The sequence below is a fragment of the Plebeiibacterium marinum genome, from assembly GCF_026013615.1.
Lineage (GTDB): Bacteria > Bacteroidota > Bacteroidia > Bacteroidales > Marinilabiliaceae > Saccharicrinis > Saccharicrinis marinus_A.
This window is the reverse complement of sequence record NZ_JAPDPI010000028.1, coordinates 15345-35943: the sequence shown is the minus strand read 5'-3', so window position 1 is coordinate 35943 and position 20599 is coordinate 15345. Positions and strand designations below refer to the sequence as shown.

Annotated in this window: 14 protein-coding genes; 7 read left to right on the top strand and 7 right to left on the bottom strand. The window is 35.9% G+C overall.

The genetic code is table 11. From position 1 onward, the window contains the following. Positions 1–37: 37 nt before the first annotated feature. Positions 38–1975 carry a family 43 glycosylhydrolase gene (locus OM074_RS13660; RefSeq protein ID WP_301200334.1) on the bottom strand — a complete coding sequence of 646 codons (1938 nt, stop codon included), beginning with the start codon at positions 1973–1975 and terminating at the stop codon, positions 38–40. Positions 1976–2346: 371 nt separating this feature from the next. Here OM074_RS13660 and OM074_RS13655 point away from each other — a divergent pair, with 371 nt between their 5' ends. Then, positions 2347–5325: an insulinase family protein gene (locus tag OM074_RS13655; protein ID WP_301200332.1), complete on the top strand. Its 2979-nt coding sequence runs from the start codon at positions 2347–2349 to the stop codon at positions 5323–5325. 339 nt (positions 5326–5664) lie between these two features. Here OM074_RS13655 and susR read toward each other — a convergent pair whose 3' ends face one another. Then, positions 5665–7275, bottom strand: coding sequence for a SusR family glycan utilization regulator (gene susR / locus OM074_RS13650; protein ID WP_301200330.1), 1611 nt, complete (start codon positions 7273–7275; stop codon positions 5665–5667). A gap of 144 nt (positions 7276–7419) precedes the next feature. Between susR and ung the strand changes: the two genes are divergently transcribed. Next, positions 7420–8082, top strand: coding sequence for a uracil-DNA glycosylase (ung, locus tag OM074_RS13645; RefSeq protein ID WP_301200328.1), 663 nt, complete (start codon positions 7420–7422; stop codon positions 8080–8082). 23 nt (positions 8083–8105) lie between these two features. Here the strand turns inward: ung and OM074_RS13640 are convergent, their stop codons facing one another. The 5 genes from OM074_RS13640 to OM074_RS13620 all read right to left on the bottom strand — a co-directional run bounded on the left by OM074_RS13640 (position 8106) and on the right by OM074_RS13620 (position 17015). Then, positions 8106–9485: a sigma-54-dependent transcriptional regulator gene (locus OM074_RS13640; RefSeq protein WP_301200326.1), complete on the bottom strand. Its 1380-nt coding sequence runs from the start codon at positions 9483–9485 to the stop codon at positions 8106–8108. A gap of 17 nt (positions 9486–9502) precedes the next feature. Further along, positions 9503–11590, bottom strand: a complete 2088-nt coding sequence (locus OM074_RS13635) for a tetratricopeptide repeat protein (protein ID WP_301200324.1) — start codon at positions 11588–11590, stop codon at positions 9503–9505. 97 nt (positions 11591–11687) lie between these two features. Next, positions 11688–12143: a GAF domain-containing protein gene (locus OM074_RS13630; RefSeq protein ID WP_301200323.1), complete on the bottom strand. Its 456-nt coding sequence runs from the start codon at positions 12141–12143 to the stop codon at positions 11688–11690. A gap of 90 nt (positions 12144–12233) precedes the next feature. Then, positions 12234–12731 carry a sigma-70 family RNA polymerase sigma factor gene (locus OM074_RS13625; RefSeq protein WP_301200321.1) on the bottom strand — a complete coding sequence of 166 codons (498 nt, stop codon included), beginning with the start codon at positions 12729–12731 and terminating at the stop codon, positions 12234–12236. A 282-nt stretch (positions 12732–13013) separates the two neighbouring features. Next, the gene (locus OM074_RS13620) at positions 13014–17015 is read right to left on the bottom strand and encodes a T9SS type A sorting domain-containing protein (RefSeq protein WP_301200319.1); all 4002 of its coding nucleotides are present in this window, start codon (positions 17013–17015) and stop codon (positions 13014–13016) included. A 228-nt stretch (positions 17016–17243) separates the two neighbouring features. Here OM074_RS13620 and mnmC2 point away from each other — a divergent pair, with 228 nt between their 5' ends. The 5 genes from mnmC2 to OM074_RS13595 all read left to right on the top strand — a co-directional run bounded on the left by mnmC2 (position 17244) and on the right by OM074_RS13595 (position 20538). Next, the gene (mnmC2, locus tag OM074_RS13615; protein WP_301200317.1) at positions 17244–17903 is read left to right on the top strand and encodes a tRNA (5-methylaminomethyl-2-thiouridine)(34)-methyltransferase MnmC2; all 660 of its coding nucleotides are present in this window, start codon (positions 17244–17246) and stop codon (positions 17901–17903) included. Between the two features lie 181 nt (positions 17904–18084). Continuing rightward, complete coding sequence (gene bamJ, locus OM074_RS13610; protein WP_301200315.1) at positions 18085–18669, top strand: BamJ family beta-barrel-assembly machinery protein; 585 nt, start codon at positions 18085–18087, stop codon at positions 18667–18669. Between the two features lie 21 nt (positions 18670–18690). Then, positions 18691–19509, top strand: a complete 819-nt coding sequence (gene bamJ, locus OM074_RS13605; protein ID WP_301200313.1) for a BamJ family beta-barrel-assembly machinery protein — start codon at positions 18691–18693, stop codon at positions 19507–19509. Positions 19510–19685: 176 nt separating this feature from the next. Continuing rightward, a complete protein-coding gene (locus OM074_RS13600; protein ID WP_301200311.1) occupies positions 19686–20144 on the top strand; it encodes a peptidylprolyl isomerase in 459 nt (152 codons plus the stop codon). A gap of 19 nt (positions 20145–20163) precedes the next feature. Further along, positions 20164–20538, top strand: a complete 375-nt coding sequence (locus OM074_RS13595; protein WP_301200310.1) for a DUF3127 domain-containing protein — start codon at positions 20164–20166, stop codon at positions 20536–20538. Positions 20539–20599: the final 61 nt, after the last annotated feature.

Here is a 20599-nt window from a genome sequence, read left to right as displayed (position 1 = left end):
ATATATATTCTATTTATCTAGTCTCTGATCCAGCATTTTACTCTGATACACCTTCGGTACTCATTATTATCCTCTGGATAGTTCCATCATGGTTATACTTCAAAGGATCAATACAAACTGAACGACTATAACTACTTCCATTTGTGTTAAGGCCACCATTGTGATAAATAAAGTACCACCGTTCTTTAAACTTTACTATAGACTGGTGATTGGTATTGCTATTTCCGGCAATTTCGTTTAATATCCCTTTATACTCGTACGGCCCTTCAATTCTATCTGCCATAGCATAAGCAATTTTTTCAGGAAACTCAGTTGCATAACTCAAATAATATTTTCCGTTATACTTATGAATCCATGGTGCTTCTGTAAAGTTCATCCCTTCAAAATCCACTCTTTGTATTTCACCATCAATCTCAATCATGTTATCCTTTAGTTTTGCATAATAACAATGCCTGTTACCCCAGAAAATCCAGGGAACATTATCCTCATCTATAAAAATTGCCGGATCAATACAAGCCCAAGAATGGTCTGAATCAAAACAATCTTTATTGGTTAACAATGGTTTACCAAGCGCATCCCGATAAGGGCCTTCTGGTCTATCTGCTACCGCCACACCAATCCCGGACCAGTTTGTACTGATATACCAATAATACTTCCCATTACGCTTAGTTACATGTCCGGCATAAGCATCTCCGCTTTTAGCCCAATTAAAATCTGTAATTTTCAATGGCACAGGATACTCTGTCCAGTTTTGCATATCTGATGTAGAAAAGACAAGCCAATCTTTCATTTTGTACCCCTTTTGACCTCCTGCAAAATCATGGCCTGCAAATAACCAAAGAGTATCCCCTTCTACATAAGCTGCCGGATCAGCAGTATAATGATGTTTAATTAAAGGGTTGCCCTCATTCTTAAAACAAAAAGTATCACCGCCTTTACCTGGTTGCAGAAGTGAGGTTGGTACCTCCGGCCAATGTTGATGCAACTTTCGGGCTTCATCTCTTGTAATACTTATTACACTGCCATGCCTCGGGTGGAAATTTTTACTAAACGATTCAGGATTAACTGTAAAGTTATATAAATCATTGCTGCGCTGAAATTCATACCTCCCGGCACTATACAAATCATACATAAGAATATATTCATCCGAATCATTCAATTTAAAGACACTCGAACCTTCTACAACCACAGATGTATCCGCATAGGCATCTAAATATTTAAAATCCTCTTTCCACGGCCCCTTCAATGACCTGCTTGTTGCCTGTTTGATTCCATTTTCAAATTCGTTTCCATTTTCATCTTTTGTATTTCCTTTGAAAAACATATGATACACACCATCCTTATAAATAATATCACCGTCTATTCCACCATACCTGGGACTAAACATGAGTTTAGGAATTCTCTCAAATTCAGAAAAATCATCATTTACATAAGCACTATAAAAATCTAATTTATCATCATTATGGAATCTTACAGTAAAATAAACCAGATACTTTTTTGCTTTATGATCAAAGATCACTTGAGGTGCCCATACCCACTTTACATTCTTAAACTTTTCAGGATAAAGTTTTGCCAAATCAATAACAGTACTTTGCCAGTTAACCAAATCTGCAGATTTCATTAAAACAATACCTGGATTATTCCCCCATCCGTTTTTTACCGTATTCATATCGGTAGCTACCAGGTAATAACCGGTATTATCCTCTTTTCTTAACAGATATGGATCACGTATACCACCTGTTTGGGTCACCTCACTTGACTTAACAATGGGATCATTATTATTAAGTGCTACCCAATTAATACCATCAGAACTAATTGCATAACGCAACTGCTCTTGTTTAGCCCTATTTCCTGATCCTTCAAAATAGGCAAAAAGATATCCTTCGTAATTATTCTCTGTAGATTTTTTTTGACTCCATATCGGATGTAGTATCATAGATAACAAAATCAAAAATAAGTAGCTTTTTTTATTCATGCCTGATATATTAATTTAATTTTAAACAACTAACTGCTCTTGTATTCAGCAAATACGGATTATTATAATTAATCAAAAATACAACCAGTACTATTTGTCCACCTCGACATATCATTCAAATTGGGAGGAAAATCCATCAATCTGCCGACACCTAGCCATGATATACAGTCCCCTCCTGATAAATATTACTTATATAAATCTGCATGGAAAAATCCATAAGCCAATATCGCCACCAACTTATCAACTTCATGCTTTACTTATAACAACATGATATTAAACAGGTAGCATTTCGCATATTTTTTATATTTTGCATGAACCTAATATATAAATACACTATTCAATTCACAAAAAACTTATAAATTTTTCAACTTATGAAGAAATTAACCATTTTCTTGTGGTTGGCTTTTATCGCCATTATAACAGGATGCTCACCTAAGGAAAACTTTAAAACTGGCCAAATGTACCATGGATTCACTCTAATAGAAAAAAAGTTTGTTAACGAAGTAAATGCTGAATGTTTACTATTTAAGCACGAAAAGAGTGGTGCACAATTATTAAAGATAGCAGCAGATGATCCCAACAAATTGTTCAACATTGCTTTTAAAACAGCGCCCGACAATGATTGCGGAACTCCCCACATCATGGAGCATAGTGTCTTAAACGGATCAAAGAACTTCCCGGTAAAAAGTCCTTTCGATGTACTGTCTAAAGGTTCGTTAAACACTTTTTTAAATGCGATGACCGGCTCTGATGTAACAACCTATCCGGTTGCAAGCATGAATGATAAAGACTATTTTAACCTGATGCATGTTTATTTGGATGCCGTTTTAAACCCATTAATTTATAAAGATCCAAAAATACTTCAGCAAGAAGGATGGCACCACGAACTGGATAACCCGGAAGGCGATATAGTTTATAAGGGAGTTGTATACAATGAGATGAAAGGCGTTTTTTCAAATCCTCGAAGAGAACTTTCCTATCAGATAAACAAAATCCTTTTCCCAGACAATTGCTATGGTGCATCATCAGGTGGTCACCCAGCTGCCATCCCCCAACTGACCTATGAAGAATTTATCAACTTCCACAAAAAGTTTTATCACCCTGGGAATAGTTATATTCTGTTATATGGAAATGCCGACCTGGACAAGGAACTACAGTTTATCAATGCAAAATACCTTTCTAATTACACCATCTCTCCTGAAAAAATTGAAATACCTTTACAAAAACCTTTTGACAGAATGAAGGAAGCAGAGAAAACTTATGCCGTTCAGGAAGGTTCACCAACAGAAAACCAAACTTTTTTAAGCTTAAGCTTTGTAGCAGGACAAAGTACCGACCGAACTTTAACTATGGCTTTTGATGTGCTCTCTGACGCCTTGGTCAACCATGAAACAGCCCCAATCCGCCTGGCACTTCAGGAAGCAGGAATTGGTCGTGACGTTAGTGCATATCTTAGTGAAGCAAAACAAAATACTTTTCAGATAACCGTTCAAAATGCAAATCCTGAGGACAAAGACCGATTTAAAGAAATTGTTTTTAGCACGATGAAAAAGGTAGCTGAAGAAGGTTTTGATAAAAAGATGGTTGAAGGAATTTTAAACAGGATGGAGTTTAACCTTAAAGAAGGCGACTCCTCACAAAAAGGGATTATGTATTTCTCTATGACCTATCAGCCCTGGTTCTTTGCCAACAACCCATTCCTTGGTTTAGAATTTAGCAAACCTTTGGCTGAAGTAAAGGAAACACTGAAAACAAACCTGTTAGAATCAATTATAACAAAACATCTTGTAAACAACACCCACTCGCTGCTCATGGTTCTAAAACCAGAACCAGGGTTGCAAGCTAAAATTGAAGATGCAACCATAGCTGAATTAAAGGAATACAAAAAAAGTTTGAGCGATACGGAGAAACAACAACTCATTAAACAAACCAAGGAATTAATAGAGTATCAAAAAACAGAAGACAGCCCGGAAGCAGTGGCAACTATTCCAATGCTTGAACTTACCGACATTAAAAATGATATTGAATGGTTTGGCATGGAAGAAAAATTGATAGATGACACAAAAATACTACACCACAATGTCTTCACCAACAACATTGTTTATAGTAACCTATTCTTCGATGTCCGCACACTTCCCGAGGATCTTATTCCTTACGCAAGGTTATTATCATACATTACAGGCATGATGAATACTGAAAATTACACTTACGGAGAACTTGACAATGCACTAAATATACATACCGGAGGATTCCATACGCCCCTGAAAACATTTTTACAGGAGCACGAGGATGAAAACATACTACCAATGTTTACATTCTCTGCCAAAGCCACTAACGAGAAGGTAGAAAAGATGTTTGAGTTAACCGGTGAAATAATCAATAATACAAAACTAAACGATATTGCCAGATTAAAAGAATTGATTACCCGTCACCAGGCTGGTGTTGATGCCGATATCAAGAACAATGGAATCCGATATGCCATGTACCGTTTGCAATCATATTATTCAACAAACGGCATGTATAGTGAAAAAACACGAGGATTAAGTTATTATAGATTTATAACAGACTTGTCGGATAACTTTGAATCAAAATCAGAAGAAATAGTTGCTAACCTGAAAAAAACGGCGGCTTTATTATTTACCAGGGAAAACCTAATTAGTGCAGTAACTTGCGACCAAAAAGATTTGGAAAGATATACAGCAAGCATATCTGATTTTGTTGCATCCCTTCCTTCTTCCAAACTAAAACACAATAACTGGAATTTTACTTTTGCAAAAAAGAATGAAGGAATGAAAACTGCATCTAAAGTGCAATATGTTATTAAGGGATATAATTACAAAAAACTGGGGTATGAATATTCGGGTAAAATGAAAGTATTGGATCAGATTTTATCACGAGACTGGCTACAAAACCAAGTAAGGGTTATTGGTGGTGCTTATGGAGGTTTTTGCGGCATTGCCAGCAGTGGTAACATTTATTTTGCCTCATACCGGGATCCAAACCTTAAAGAAACTCTTGAAAATTACAATAACACACCTGGTTTCCTTGAAGGATTTAATGCCGACAACAAAGAAATGACTCGCTTTATCATCGGTACAATCTCTAGAATGGACCGCCCGAGAACGGCATCTGAAGAAGGGGATTTAGCCATTCAATATTATTTTGAAAAAACCAGTGCGGAAGAGTTAAAAGCCGAACGTTCTGCAGTATTGACAACAACCGCACAAGATATCAAAGACATGAAGAAAATGATTGAAGATGTACTAAATCAGGATGCAATTTGTGTTTATGGAAATGAAGATAAAGTGGCGGAAAACGCTGACCTGTTTGGAGAGTTGATTACTCTGTAAAAATCAGATTCTAAAATTCAAAAAAAGCCACCCGTATTCGGGTGGCCCTCTTTCAATTTCTTACCTATTTTTCCTTGTTTTACCAAGTATGCATTAAAATAGATTAATGGTTCTGCATAGCTTGTAACTTTTCTACAAGTTTTGATCTTTCTCTCCTTACAATTAAAATTCCAACTAGTAATGCTACAATACCTATTACTCCCATATTAAAAAATTTTAGATTTACTGAGACTTTACGAAGACAAAGATATTCAAAAAATTAGAAATATGTAATTAAATGTGAAAAAATGTAAATATTTCGAATCTCTTCTACATCTGTTCAAACCTATGCGTTACAGATCAATTCACCTGGATTGTTTTTATTTCATTCAGTTTTTTATAAAAATTCTCGGTAGAAAGCTCTGACTTGTTCTTTGCTTTTGTTTTATATGTATAAATCGTATTGATAGAAACATCCAGCACTTTTGCTATGGTTTCATTATCATCAATCCCCAACCTTATCAGTGCTAAGATCCTTAGTTCGGTATTTAGTAATTGCCCTTTTTTTAATATATATATATCCCCCGGCCTGTTTAAAGTATTAACTTCACCTATAAAATCAGGAAATAGCGACAGGAACACTTCATCAAAATTATGAAATAGCAGATCTCTTTCTTTCTTTGGATTTATTTCTTTAAGTACTGATTTTAGTTTTTGAGGATTATTTGCAACCAACAGTTTATTTAAGGCCTTTGATATATTTTCAAGCTTTAGAATATACCCGGAACTTGTATTAAAAAAATGACCAATATACTTTTCTTTTATCCTGTTAGCATCCTGCAGCTGTCCGTTCAAAGCTCTTAGTTCCGTATTATTCTTACTTATTGAAACCCATATTTTTCTTACATTGAACAATTGACGGTAGACTATTATTAAAAACGACGTAACTACAACTATCAATAGTGTTACAATCCACACATACTTTATGGCCTTTTCTTTTTGTTTTTCTTCATACAAAAGCTTAGCTCCCTCAATGGATGGAAAAACATCTGAAACCTGTAGCTTCCGATGCTTGGAACCAAAAAATTCAGTATCCCTTTTGGCGATCAAAATGTATTTATAAGCACGCTGTATATCTCCTTGTTCATAAAGATAAGTTGCCAGAGTCCTTAATGCTGTAGCTTCTTTAGTAACAGATTTTATATCTGCAATAGCCGATTTCACCAGATGGCAAATCCCCAGGTCAAAATTCCCCTTTTCCATCTCTATATACCCCAAACTACAATAAAGCATGGCCTGTTGGTGCATATCCGGATTAAAATGATCAAAACCCAACTGATAATAATATTTCGCCGAGTCAGGCTTCCATCGTACCATAAACATAAATGCCTTAGTCATTAATGGCCGTAAATCTGCATCATCCTTATATTTAAGCACCGAATCTACATAAGCATGCCCCATTTGACGATATTTAGGTGAATAAAATCCATCCTGAATATAATCAGCCAAATCATAATAAGCCCTTACCCGATAGCTATAATAGTCCTGAAGGTTATTTCTTTCAAGATCTGATACCTTTACTGAATTCAAGCTATCAATAGCCTCCTTGTAATACCCTACTGAAACCAACAAATGTCCATACTCAGATAAACTTTCGGCTATAGCCCCCCGGTGATCAATCCGGTACGCCATCTCAATTGCTTTTTGATAATAATACATGGCTGAATCGAAAACATATACCGTATATTCATCTGCTATTTTCCGTAACAACTGATAACGCTCCCACTCTTTACCATTTGTATTATTTACAGAGATAAGACGTTTTAACGAGTCTATTCGTTGCTCCTTTTGCTGCACATAATACCACTCCTTTTCTAATTCCTTATCCAGTTCTTCAAACCAATCTTCTTGTTGGGCACTTGTTAAAAAACAAAACGAAAGCAAAGTAACAACTAACAAATATCGGCTCATGTAGTTTCAATTTGTTGCTAAAATAAGGTTTTCCTCTAAATTAAAACAATAAGAAAACAGAATACCCTATGAAAAATCATCATATTAGTTTTCTCTTTTAATCGTTTCTATTAGTTTTGAACATCTTTTTAAAGCAGCATTACAATGGAGGTAAAAATTGAAGCAGGTTGGAAACAACTTTTACAGGAAGAATTTGAAAAAGAATATTTTATCAAGCTTACTGAATTTGTCCGAGACGAGTATCGAACTCACTCCATTTTTCCTCCTGCCGCAAAAATATTCAATGCTTTTGACATATGTCCTTTAGAAAAAACAAGAGTGGTTATACTTGGACAAGATCCATACCATGATGTAAACCAGGCTCACGGACTATGTTTTTCGGTTAATGACGGGATTAAGATTCCCCCGTCGCTGGTAAATATTTACAAAGAAATCAATAGCGACTGCGGAATTACTCCTCCTGCAAGCGGAAACCTGGAACGGTGGGCGAAGCAAGGTGTCTTGCTTTTAAATGCCACTTTAACCGTTAGGGCTCATCAGGCTGGCTCTCATCAAAAAAAAGGATGGGAAGAATTCACGGACAGCGTAATAAAACGGTTGGCCATGGAAAAGGAGAATATTGTATTTCTTTTATGGGGAGCCTATGCCGGCAAAAAGTCAATGTACATTGATGACAAAAAGCATTATATTCTAAAATCCCCACATCCGTCGCCACTATCTGCACACAGAGGTTTTTTAGGAAATAAGCACTTTAGTAAAACCAATGATTTTTTAGTTAGCAAAGGACTGGAACCTATACAATGGTAGTTAAAAAAACATCAAACTTTGAGCTAAACAATCTGCTTATCAATTAGAATCTCATATTTCTTTATCTTCCTTTTTAATGCATCCCTTGATATATGCAATAATTCTGCTGCCTGGGTTTGATTAAAAGCACATCTTTTAAGAGCCTCAATGATCAACGATTTTTCATTTTGGTCCAAACTTAAGTTCTCATTTACTAAAGGTTGCTTTTTTCCCTCTCCTTTTAAAGGAAAATCTTCCGCCAGCAACTCATCACCCTCAAACAGGATCAAAGCCCTTTCAACCATATTTCTGAGTTCACGAACATTACCAGGGAAATGATAGGTTTGCAGTTTTTTTATCAATCCGTTTGATATTCCCGGCACTTCCATTTTTTTCTTTCTTGCAAAGGACTGGACAAAATGGATCAACAATGGTTCGATATCTTCAGGCCGTTCTCTCAGAGGGGGAATATTTATTTCGATAGTATTTATCCTGTGATAAAGGTCAATCCTGAATTTTTCTTCCTCAATTAACTTTTCTATGTTTTTATTGGTAGCTGATATTATCCTTACATTAACTGGTATTTCTTTATTGCTACCCACTTTCTTTATCTTATTTTCCTCAATAGCCCTTAACAATTTGGCCTGTAACGAAAAAGGCATATCCGCAATCTCATCCAAAAACAAGGTTCCGTTGTTTGCTAATTCAAAATAACCTTTTTTATCTTCCCTGGCATCTGTAAAAGCCCCTTTTACATGACCAAAAAACTCACTTTCTAACAATGTTGAGGGAATAGCAGAACTATTTACCGGGGCAAACACCTGCTCATTCCGGGGGCTACCGTAGTGTATAATCCTGGATATTATCTCCTTACCCGTACCATTCTCCCCTGTTACCAATACATTTACATCCTTATCGTTTGCTGCTTTCAAAGCAATTTTCAAAACCCGTTTTATGGCATCACTCTCTCCAATTAAATCCTTTTCAATTATCCCTTCCAACTCTTTTGAAACCAGAGAACCATGATTTTCTGCCTTTTCAAGTTTGTTTTGCAGTTCAACAAATTTGCTGGTTCTTTCTACTGCCACCTGAATATCCATTACCTGAAATGGTTTACGGATAAAATCAGAAGCACCCTTTCTCATGGCCTCTATTACCATATCCATATCTCCATAACCACTAATCATAATAACTTCAGTGTTGGGATATTCTGCTTTAACTTTTTCCAACACATCCAGTCCGTTCATACCAGGTAGCATAATATCCAATATTAAAATCCCTGGACGCTGCTTCTCCAGCATTTCAAAACCTTCATTGGGTGTATTGGCAGTACTTACATTAAAGTTTCTCTTTTCAAGATGATATTTAAGTTTCTCTGTAATCCTTACTTCATCGTCGAGTATTAATATTTTCAAATTATCCATAGAGCTTGATTCGTATGTTATTTGGGTGCAAACTTGTTTATATTTGAAGTGACTACAGGGAAAACAACTTTCATGCTGGTACCCTCCATAACACGGCTCTGCACTTCGATTCTCCCTTTCATTTCATTTACCAGGCTATAAGAAATAGAAAGTCCCAAACCGGTTCCCTTACCCAACTGTTTACTGGTTATAAAAGGTAAAAATATATCTGTTTTTTTATCCTGCGGAATACCAATTCCATTATCTCTAACTTCAATAAAAACCCTTTGACCTTCCTCTCCGGTTTTGATACTGATTTTCTTCACAAAACCACTTTCTCTCCCAAACCGCTCTTCCACAGCATCTCTGGCATTCGACAACAAATTATGCACAACCTGTTCAACTTTATGAGGATTTCCGACTACCTGGGGAATTTTATGGTTAAGAAAAAGCGACAACTCAATATTATGATTCTGATATTGTCTTCTAATCATCGATACTGCAGACTCCACACAATCCGACACCGAAAAACTTTCGTAAACACTTTCCTTTTGGCCACTCGAAAACACCCTGATATGATCAACAATCTCCCTTACCCTAATTATATCCTCAAATATTTCATTGATAGATTGCTTCAGAAAAGCATTGTCCGGTTGTTTTTCCAACAATTCAAACTTAATCCCTTCGGCAGACAATGAAATATTTTGGATGGGCTGATTGATTTCATGGGCAATTCCTGCTGCCAATTCTCCTAACGAAGAAAGGCTGGATTGGTGAACTATTATTTGCTGTTGCTCTTCTTGTTTTTTCAGTGCTTCATTTATCCTATGCTCCAGATTCCTATTTTCGACTCTTTTTAAATAGTATCGGTAATAAATTATAAAAACCAATATTAAAATAACCAAAATGGTAAAGCCAAACGACATCCTCCACTTAGACAGGTTTTCTTTTTCAAGCCTTAATCTGTAGTTTTCATTTTTAGCCTGCAAAATTGCATTTTCCTGATTCTTTTTCTCCAGGTCGTTCACCACTAAAGTATTGGTAAACTCCTCTACCTTTTGTTCCTGAGATAAAAAATCCGATATATCAGAATATAGTACCTGATATTCATAAGCCTTTTTATAGTTATTCTGCAACATATAAAGAGTTGATAACTCCATATAATCGGTACGCAATACCGATTTATTGTTAATAACCTGAGCTAGCTTTATACTTTTATTATAGTTAGAAATAGCATTAAGATACTGTTTGCGGTCTTTAGATATCTTTCCCAAATTCATAAACGAAACAGATGCTCCCAAATGGTCGTTTAAAGATATTTGCAGTTGCAAAGCTTCATCGAACAACTTCTCTGACCTAACCAAATCACTCTTCAAATACAAAGTACTTGCCATCCTGTTGAGCACTTCAGAAATCCCGGGAAGGTCTTCTCTCAATACTTTTTGGTCGTAAAGCAGGATGAAATACTCTAGCGCACTATCATATTCTTCGAGATTAAAATAAATTTCACCAATCTTTCCCCATAAAATGGTTTTGTCATCAGTTGAATCATTCAGCATATCAAGTCCTTTGGTATAACTTTCCAAAGCCAGATGATAATCGCCCAGGTTTTTATAGGCATTACCTATATTCTCATAGGTTTCAACAACCTGTTCTTTGGGAGAATCCTGTTCACTCAATAAAATAAGCAATGACCTTTTATAATTATCCAGCGATTGCTGAAAATTCCTAAGTCGATAAAAAGTTGTAGCTAACGTACTAATCCCTTCCTGATCACCTATTGACTTATAAGTACTTAATGATTTTTTGTAATAATCCAGCAACTCTTCATACTCACTTAAAAAATAATAACCCATCCCCAGGTTACTGTAGGCTGTTGCTTCACCCTTTTTATCGTTAACTTCTTTAGCTATAGAAAGAGCTAATTGAGCGTAGTTAACTGCTTTTTCAGCATCCGTTGTTAAATAATAGCGCGAAAACTGATTATACACCTTTACTTTTTCAGGGTATGATGCATTCTTTAGCTTTCTATGCAATTTATCTAATACCGATTCCTCTGCCAGTAAAACCAGTGGCAGACAAAAGGTAAAAATCACCAATAAGCATATTTTTATTTCTTTCTGCATTAAGGAGTGTTTCTCTAAATAAATTTCAGGAGTAAAAAAACATTCCCCGCCTCCTATCTACAACTCCCTCCTTGTTTTTAGCCCCCTATCTACTTTGTTATTGATAAACCAATTCCACAATTTTTTCCAACCCTTCCTTATCCTCATCGTCAAATCTCGATAACTCCCGGCTATCTACATCAAGCACCCCTACTATCTCATTAGATTGATTATACAATGGCACTACAATTTCTGATTTTGAAAACGAACTACAAGCAATATGTCCCGGAAATTCTTCTACATTTTTTACAATTACCGTTTCTTTATCATTAATTCCGGCCCAACAAACGCCGGTATCTTTTTTTAAACGCAAACATGCCAAGGGCCCCTGATAAGGTCCCACATGTAATTCTCCTTTATCCAACAAATAAAAACCAGTCCAGAAATAACCCTTCATTTTATGATGCAAAATTGCACTAATGGTAGCCATACGCGAAACCGGATTATTAACGGGTGCTGTTAATTCTTTGATTTGGTTATACAACCTCTGATATTTAGAAATCTTTGCAGACATATGCTCTATATTAAAAAAACAATGCAAGATAAGTAATAATAACCTATCCTGCATATCCTATAAATAAATATCTCTTTATAAGTAAGTATACTACTCTTCCAACATATTCTGAAGTTTTTTACGTGTAAAAAATATCCTACTCTTAACAGTACCTATTGGTAAATCAAGTTCCTCGGCAATTTCTTTATACTTATATCCAGAGGTATGCATTGTAAACGGAATCCTGAATTCATCATCCAGTTTTTCTATACTTTGGTTCATTTCATTAACAGCTTGCACCATTTCTGGTGTTTCTGATGCATAATTGCCTTTAAACGCAACCCTATATGCATCTTCTGCAGATTCAAAAGTACTACGTGTTTTTTGAACTCTTCTATAATTATTAATGAAGGTATTCTTCATTATTGTAAACACCCAGGCTTTAAAATTTGTATTAGATACAAATTGCTTTCTGTATGTCAGAGCCTTTAAGGTTGTCTCCTGAAGTAAATCATTTGCATCTTCCTCATTGGCAGTCAAACTTAGTGCAAAATACTTGAGTTTATCCTGTAGGCTCAATAATTTCTCATTGAATTGCATTGTTGTCATGGTGTAATGTATTGCGCGTTTATACCAATTTCTTTCTCTTTCACTTAATGTTTAACAAATATAAAAAGATCAGAAACACAAACAAAAGACATTAACATCTTTTATTGTTTTATTTTTATTGATTCTAAATAACATTTTGCACTAATAACTGATTTAATGACAGTTAACCCACCGCCTCTTCTTCCAGTCTAAATTACAACATTTTATCCACAAATTAATGCTGTCTTAATTCTAAAAAAAGGATATCGAAGCTGACAACCTTTTTTAAGGAAATATTTTCCATTATTTTATGACCAACACTTCTGAACTTTGTTTTTTCCCCATTTCAACTTTAACAATATAGCTACCTTTTGAAAGATGATCCAATGAGATATTTTTATTAAATATTCTTGACTCTTTGTATTCTGAATATTCTGCTACTTTGTTACCGGAAATGGTATAAACAATTATATTAACCATTCCAACATAAGTCTCTTCCACTTCTATATTAATATTACCCTTTGATGGGTTTGGATAAATATCCAAACTAAAATCATATCCCTTGTTCGAGAAAATTGAGGATATATCTTCCTGGATTCTTAAATTATCTATAGCCCATCCCCATCCTACTGTGTAAGGATCTGAATGCAATTTAAAACGCACAATAATTACATCTCCTGCATTAAAGCTATCCCATAAATCAATAGTATGGTCTGCGTAATCTGCATAAGTTGGGGTATCTGAATATTGACTACCTCCGGAATTCCAAACATTGTTATAATTAAAGTCATATCCTGGCGCCAGATCTACCCAGTTTATACCATCTTTTGATGCCTGAACTACCACATAATCATAAAAGTCTGTATCTGGGTATTCTATTCCATCTTCTCCTGTTTCCACGTAGGCAATGTCCTGGTACTTGATAAATGCCATAGCCTGCTCACCCGAAACTGTGATGGGATATTTTAAAGTATAATACAAATCCGTATTTTCGGGATATGGATGATCTGTAACAATGGCATTGTTATTATTTAGCCCATTTCCATTTATGGCGAAGCCATTCCCATAAAAATCATCCAAATCTTCTGAAAAAGTATTTGAATAACTTGTTCTTACAGCAAGCAATTGTGATTCAGGAATATCCAACGAATTTGAAGAATAAGAATCCGATTCAACATAGCCCAACACTCTAACCCGTTGCTTACCCTCCAACATATTGGCATCAATAACATACTGATGTATACCAACTTCAACACCAGAATAAGTTTCCATCAACTCCTCATCAACATATAACTCAAGTTTGTCATAGGCCACGTTACAATCTACCTCTAATGTATAATTCCCGTTTGGATTGACCCCGATCCCGTTCAAATATGGATTATAATCAACAGTAGATAATCCTGACCGCTGCACCGTCCACACTCCCAAACCATGTGTGCCCACCACTATTTCATCACCAACAATTTTCATATCCCAAATTGAAACAGCAGGAATTCCATTATTGGCAAGTGCCCAGGATCCTCCACCGTCATATGAAATAAACAGACCGATTTCTGTACCCACCCACAATTCATTTTCATCAAAAGGCATAACCAACATGGTGTTTACTGCCACATTCGGAAAACCACTAAAACTGTAGTCAGCCCCATAAATAACATTGCCTTCACCGTCAGTTGTGTGAAAGCCGGAAATATCTTCCCAGGTTTGCCCCAGATCAGTTGTTTTAAATATCTTTGGCCAATTAGAATAAGAGAACAAAAGATAAGCTGTATTGGCATCATTGGGGTGCGTAACTATATTTGACACCGCCCCCAAGTCCATTGCATTTACTGCGCTGGAAAAAGTTCCGCCACCATCAGTTGATACATGCATAGTACCAGTAGTATACCCACCTGTACCATCACTATTCATGATAATCCCAGCCCAAACAACATCAGGATTAGCTTCACTAATGGCCATCTTAGGGTATCCTCCACCACCCCATCCCCAATCGGATCCGATGGAAATATTTTCCCAGTTAGTACCAAAATTTTCCGATCGCCACAATCCGGACTTCCCTGCTACAAAAAGCAAATCAGGATTTATTTTTGAACTGGCAATCTTAGTTAAAAAGGGAGCTGTTTCTTCTGTATTATCACCGATATTGTTATGAATATCCTCCCAGGTTGCACCACCATCCGACGATCTGGATAAATCATTATAATATATCGATCCTATAATTTTATCAGGATTCCTGGAATGCCATACCACATCAAATCCATCTCCTCCAAGTACTTCATCCCAATCACTACTTACTGATGGATTTGCTGATGAAATATACGAGCCATTATCCTGCATCCCTCCAAAATATATATTTTGTTCCGGATGTCGGGCTATGCCATAGAACTGTGTTGTTATATATCCTTGTGACTTAGTAGACCAGTTTATTCCAGCATCTGAGGAATAAAAGAGCCCTCCGTCATTACCTACTAATATTGAAAATGGAGAACCCACACCATCAAGGATGGTAATATTATGATGATCGGCATGTGAATAATTGCTGGCACCAGATGTATGCCAAACAGTTAGATGATCTGTACTTAAACTCCTGTTATACAAATTAAATGGAGTTATTTCTATATTTGAAGTTGGTAAAGAAGCTTCATCCCACACTGCTGAATCCACCAACTTAGGATAAAGAGCAACCATCACACTGGAATTTCCATTATTCTCAACAACACTCGTATTAGCAACACCAGAATAGGAATATCCATGAATTATAATAACCTCATAACCAGCTGCAGTCAGGTCAAAAATGCCATTATCATTTGAATCTATAAAAGAAGCATCCAACTGCGTATTAATTGTACCATCAGTTCTTATTACCTTAAAGGGCACATCAATGAAGTTATTATATTCTAACGATGGCAAATCAGTACTTATATCGTATGTATATGAAGTTGAATTCAAACGGTGTGCTTTTTGAGTAAGCCCTGATCCAAATTGTATTTCTATATCATCAGTGATTCCTGAATAGGCATCATAAATCTTAAGTCCACCGTTTTCATGTGTCCCATAAAAATTACCTGTTTCAATAAGAGAAGACATACCATTTACCAGAGAATAAGCTAACTTCCCTGATCCGGAAATATCTGATCCCAGAGTAAAACTATAACAATCAATCCCTCCTATAAATCCTTTATTTTCATCAGTTGGGTGACCAGCAATCACATTATTGTACCATCCTTGTCCACCCAAAAAATTTGTAGTAGAGCCCTCAACACACTCGGCCCAGTCTTCGCCTCCATTATTTGAATAATACAATTTTGAATCCTGGTTTAATGCATACAACATATCAGCATCCACTTTGGAAACCATCAATTCAATCCTGCCTTCTCCCGAAATATCCAGCACCTGGAACCAACTTGCTCCGGCATCGGTAGATTTAAGTACTCCCTTGTTGTTTAATGTCACCCACAAAATATTTTCATCCGAAGGATGCATGATTAGTCGTTGGTACCGACCATCGCCACCCTGTTGGGGAGTAATATTACTCCAATTATCTCCTCCATCATATGATTTAGTAACAGCCCTGTTTGTTGCTACATACAAGATATTTTCATCCGAAGGGGAAACAACAATATCATTCACATAATGAAAAAAGGAAGTATTGGTTGTTTTAGCAATCTGACTCCAGGTAACCCCATTGTCAACAGACTTATACATTCCATTCCCCTGCACAGCATCCAGGTTGTAATACCCTTCACCTGTTCCGGCATAGATAACATTAGCATTTGAAGGTGCCATTGCCATACTGTTGATACTCATATTGGTAATATCTGGAGAAACCAACTCCCAATTTGATCCTGCATCAGATGTTTTCCAGATTCCCCCGGAAACAGCACCAGCAAACCATGTTTGTTGAGTTGCATCTGAATGATCAACAACAATTGCCCTTGTTCTTCCACCAATATTACCAGGCCCTCGTTGAACCCATGGCAAATCTTCTGTAGTCCGCTTTAATGAAGATTTATGGGCAATAGCGGCTTTCAATTCTTTGGCCTTATAATTTTTGGGGTATTCAAGCTTGCCAAAGCCTGATTTCATAGCTTGCTTATACTCTACATACTTATCAGGCTTATCGGCTGGTTTTGCGTAACCATTTTTTCTTCTTTCAATTTTCCTGTCTATTTGTTGCTGAATAATATCTTCAGACGAAACAGATAAAACTTTTTTTCTTTCTTTTTGAGAAATTTGCAGATCCGCGAAGAAATATATTCCAATTAATGAAACTGCAACAATTAAAATAAAAAACTTTTTTTGCATCTTATAGGTAATGACAACAACAATACTACACTAAACCTACCGTACCTAATAAATAGGTGTTGTATAAAATTTACAGGACAAATATAGTTTCCCCATTCAAATAAATTACGCAAGTATGCAAAAAAGGTTCTCTTAATTAAAATTAGGATATTGAATTAATAAGCCATAAAACATCAATAACAAATAATTATTAGTTTTGCAGATCGAAAAAAGTATATAATCAATTTAATGTCTCAACAACAAAAAATAATCACCTCTGAAGATGGTTCGCATACCATATTTGTTCCCGATCTGGATGAGCATTATCATTCTACACATGGAGCTATTCAGGAATCGATGCATGTATTTATAGAAGCAGGGTTAAAACAGATACAGAAAAAAGAAATAAGTATATTGGAATTTGGGTTTGGAACTGGTTTAAACGCATTTTTAACATCAATAAATTCGGCAGACAAAAAAATTTACTATCATACTCTAGAAAAATATCCCATTGATATTTCTACGGCTAATAAATTAAACTACAAAACTGCTTTTGAAGGAAAATATACAGATATATTCATCCGGCTTCATGAGGCTGAATGGGAAAAAGAAACTGATATAAATAAAAACTTCCGTTTATTAAAGACAAAGTGCGACTTTAAAAATGCTTTATTCAACAAAAAATATGATCTAATATATTTTGATGCATTTGCTCCGGAAAAACAACCTTTACTTTGGAGTAAAGATATATTTCAAAAAACATACGATGCTCTCAACAAAAGCGGTATTTTAACTACCTACTGTGCCAAAGGAGTTGTTAGAAGATTAATGCAGGAAATTGGTTTTAAAGTTGAAAGAATCCCCGGCCCTCCTGGTAAAAGAGAAATGATCAGGGCGATAAAACACTAATATCATTCCTATCTATTACCAGTATTATTAAAAATTTCCAATAGGCCAGGCAATAATACATCCCAAATTGAACATCTGTTTTTAGTTAAACTCTCGTTAAAGGGTTGAGGGAGGTTTGCTTTCCTAAGGGTAAAAAACTATCTTCGTGACCGTTTATTTAAAATATTGATATAATTCAAGAATGGAAAAATTAAGTTATTCATTGGGGCTGAGCATAGCCGGAAACCTTCAGAACTCAGGTGTTGCAGAATTAGATGTTGATGCATTTGCAAGAGGTGTAAAACACCATATGGAAGGAGCTACTACTGAAATATCACAAGAAGAAGCTGGTAAAATCATAAATACATTCTTTTCTGAACTACAGGCAAAACAATTTGAAGCCAACATTGAAGCAGGAAAAAAATTCCTTGCTGAAAATGAAAAAAGAGAAGGTGTTGTAACCCTTGAAAGCGGTCTTCAATATGAAATAATGACGGAAGGAAATGGCGATAAACCTAAAGCTACAGATAGTGTAAAATGCCATTACCATGGAACATTGATTGACGGAACCGTATTTGACAGTTCTGTACAAAGAGGTGAGCCTGCTGTATTTCCTGTAAATGGTGTAATTGCAGGCTGGGTTGAGGCATTACAGCTAATGTCTGTAGGTTCTAAATGGAAATTGTTTATCCCTTCTGATCTTGCCTATGGTGCACAGGGAGCCGGTCAACAAATCGGACCTCACACAACCTTAGTGTTTGAAGTAGAATTACTTGAAATTGCTTAATTTACTTAACAAATAAAAAAAATGAGACTTAAAAATCTAATTTTAGGACTACTTGTAGTTGCTATTGCAGCTGTTTCTTGTACCAAAGTTCCTGGTGCTGGCGAAGTAGAAATGAAAAACGAAACAGATAGTGTTAGTTATGCATTAGGATATGTAATTGCATCCCAAATGAAACAACAGCTATCTCAACAATTCGATACACTTTATGGCAAAGATGTTGCCATGGCTTTAGCAAAATCACAATTCTCTGAAGCCTCAAAACAGAATTTTGAGCGTAGCTTTGATTCTATTAACTACGATATCATGAAATCTGCTTTCTTAAATGAAGTAGGCTATGCTAAATCGTATTTTAATGAAACAACAGGAAATGCATATCTTCAGGCTGCATATAAAAGAGCCCAGGACAGAAAAGCCCTTCAGCCAGGCAAACCTGCTTTCGAAAACAAAAAGAAAGGTGACGAATTCTTAGCTGAAAACGCAAAAAAAGAGGGAGTGATCACTACAGAAAGTGGATTACAATATGAAATCCTTAAACAAGGCAAAGGCGACAAACCTGTTCCTGGAGATAAGGTAGAAGTTCACTATCATGGAACCTTAATTGATGGAACTGTGTTTGACAGCTCTGTTGATAGAGGAGAAACAACTACCTTTGGAGTTACTCAGGTAATTAAAGGATGGGTAGAAGGCTTACAATTAATGAACGTAGGTTCTAAATTCAAGTTCTATATTCCAGCTGAATTAGCTTATGGTATGAGAGGTTCAGGTGGAAAAATTGGTCCTATGGAAACTCTTGTTTTTGAAGTTGAACTTTTCAACATCATCAAAAAAGAAGAAAAATAAACTAAGAACAAAAGAACATAGCCTGAAGATTAAAGATCTTCAGAATATTTAAGGAAGGCCTATTTGCCTTCCTTTTTTTTTAGAAAAAAATCAATTCCTATTAAACCGTATTTTTCCTTTTCATCTAAACTAAAAATTGTACCTTTGTTCTTCCAAAATAAATAGATACAAAAATTATGATCAAGGCAGAAATAGTTACCGAAAAAGGTGTTATGAAAGCTGAGCTTTATGAAAAAGAGACACCAAAAACTGTTGAAAATTTCGTAAAGCTTGCCAAAGAGGGCTTTTACGATGGATTAGCATTCCACCGTGTAATTCCGGATTTTGTAATCCAGGGAGGATGTCCTTTTTCTAAAGACATGAGCAACCCAAGAGTTGGCACAGGTGGCCCAGGATATAGTATTGACTGCGAAACTAATGCAGACAGACAATATCACGACAGGGGGGTTCTTTCGATGGCTCACGCAGGTAAAAACACAGGAGGTTCGCAATTCTTTATCTGTCACAGCCGTAACAATACATCTCACCTTGATGGTGCACATACATGCTTTGGTATAGTTTACGAAGGTGTAGATATTATTGACGACATCAGGGCTGGAGATGCCATTGAAACAATAAAAATTATTGAAGAATAACCACTTACAAGTATAGTCCATGAATTTTGAATTGACAGGAAATTTAATTGTGAAAGATGACGAGCAGTCAATAAGTGCATCTTTTAAAAAACGAGAATTCGTTGTTGAGGTAATGAATGAGCGTAACTCAGATTGGAATGATTATATTAAATTCCAATTAACCCAAGACAGATGTGCTCAACTAGATCCTTTTAGTTTAGGAGAACCAGTAAAGGTATCTTTTAACATCAGGGGACGTAAGTGGGAAAAAGATGGAAAAGTAAACTATTTTTCAAATCTGGAAGCCTGGAGACTTGAAAAAGTACAAGCTTCAGCCGGACCAGATACACCTCCACCTCCTTTCGCAGAATCAGAAGTTCCGCCAGCAGGAGCAAACGAAGATTTACCATTTTAAATATTATAAAGCAGTCTTTTTCAGACTGCTTTTTTTATTCTATTTCCCCCAGATTCATGAC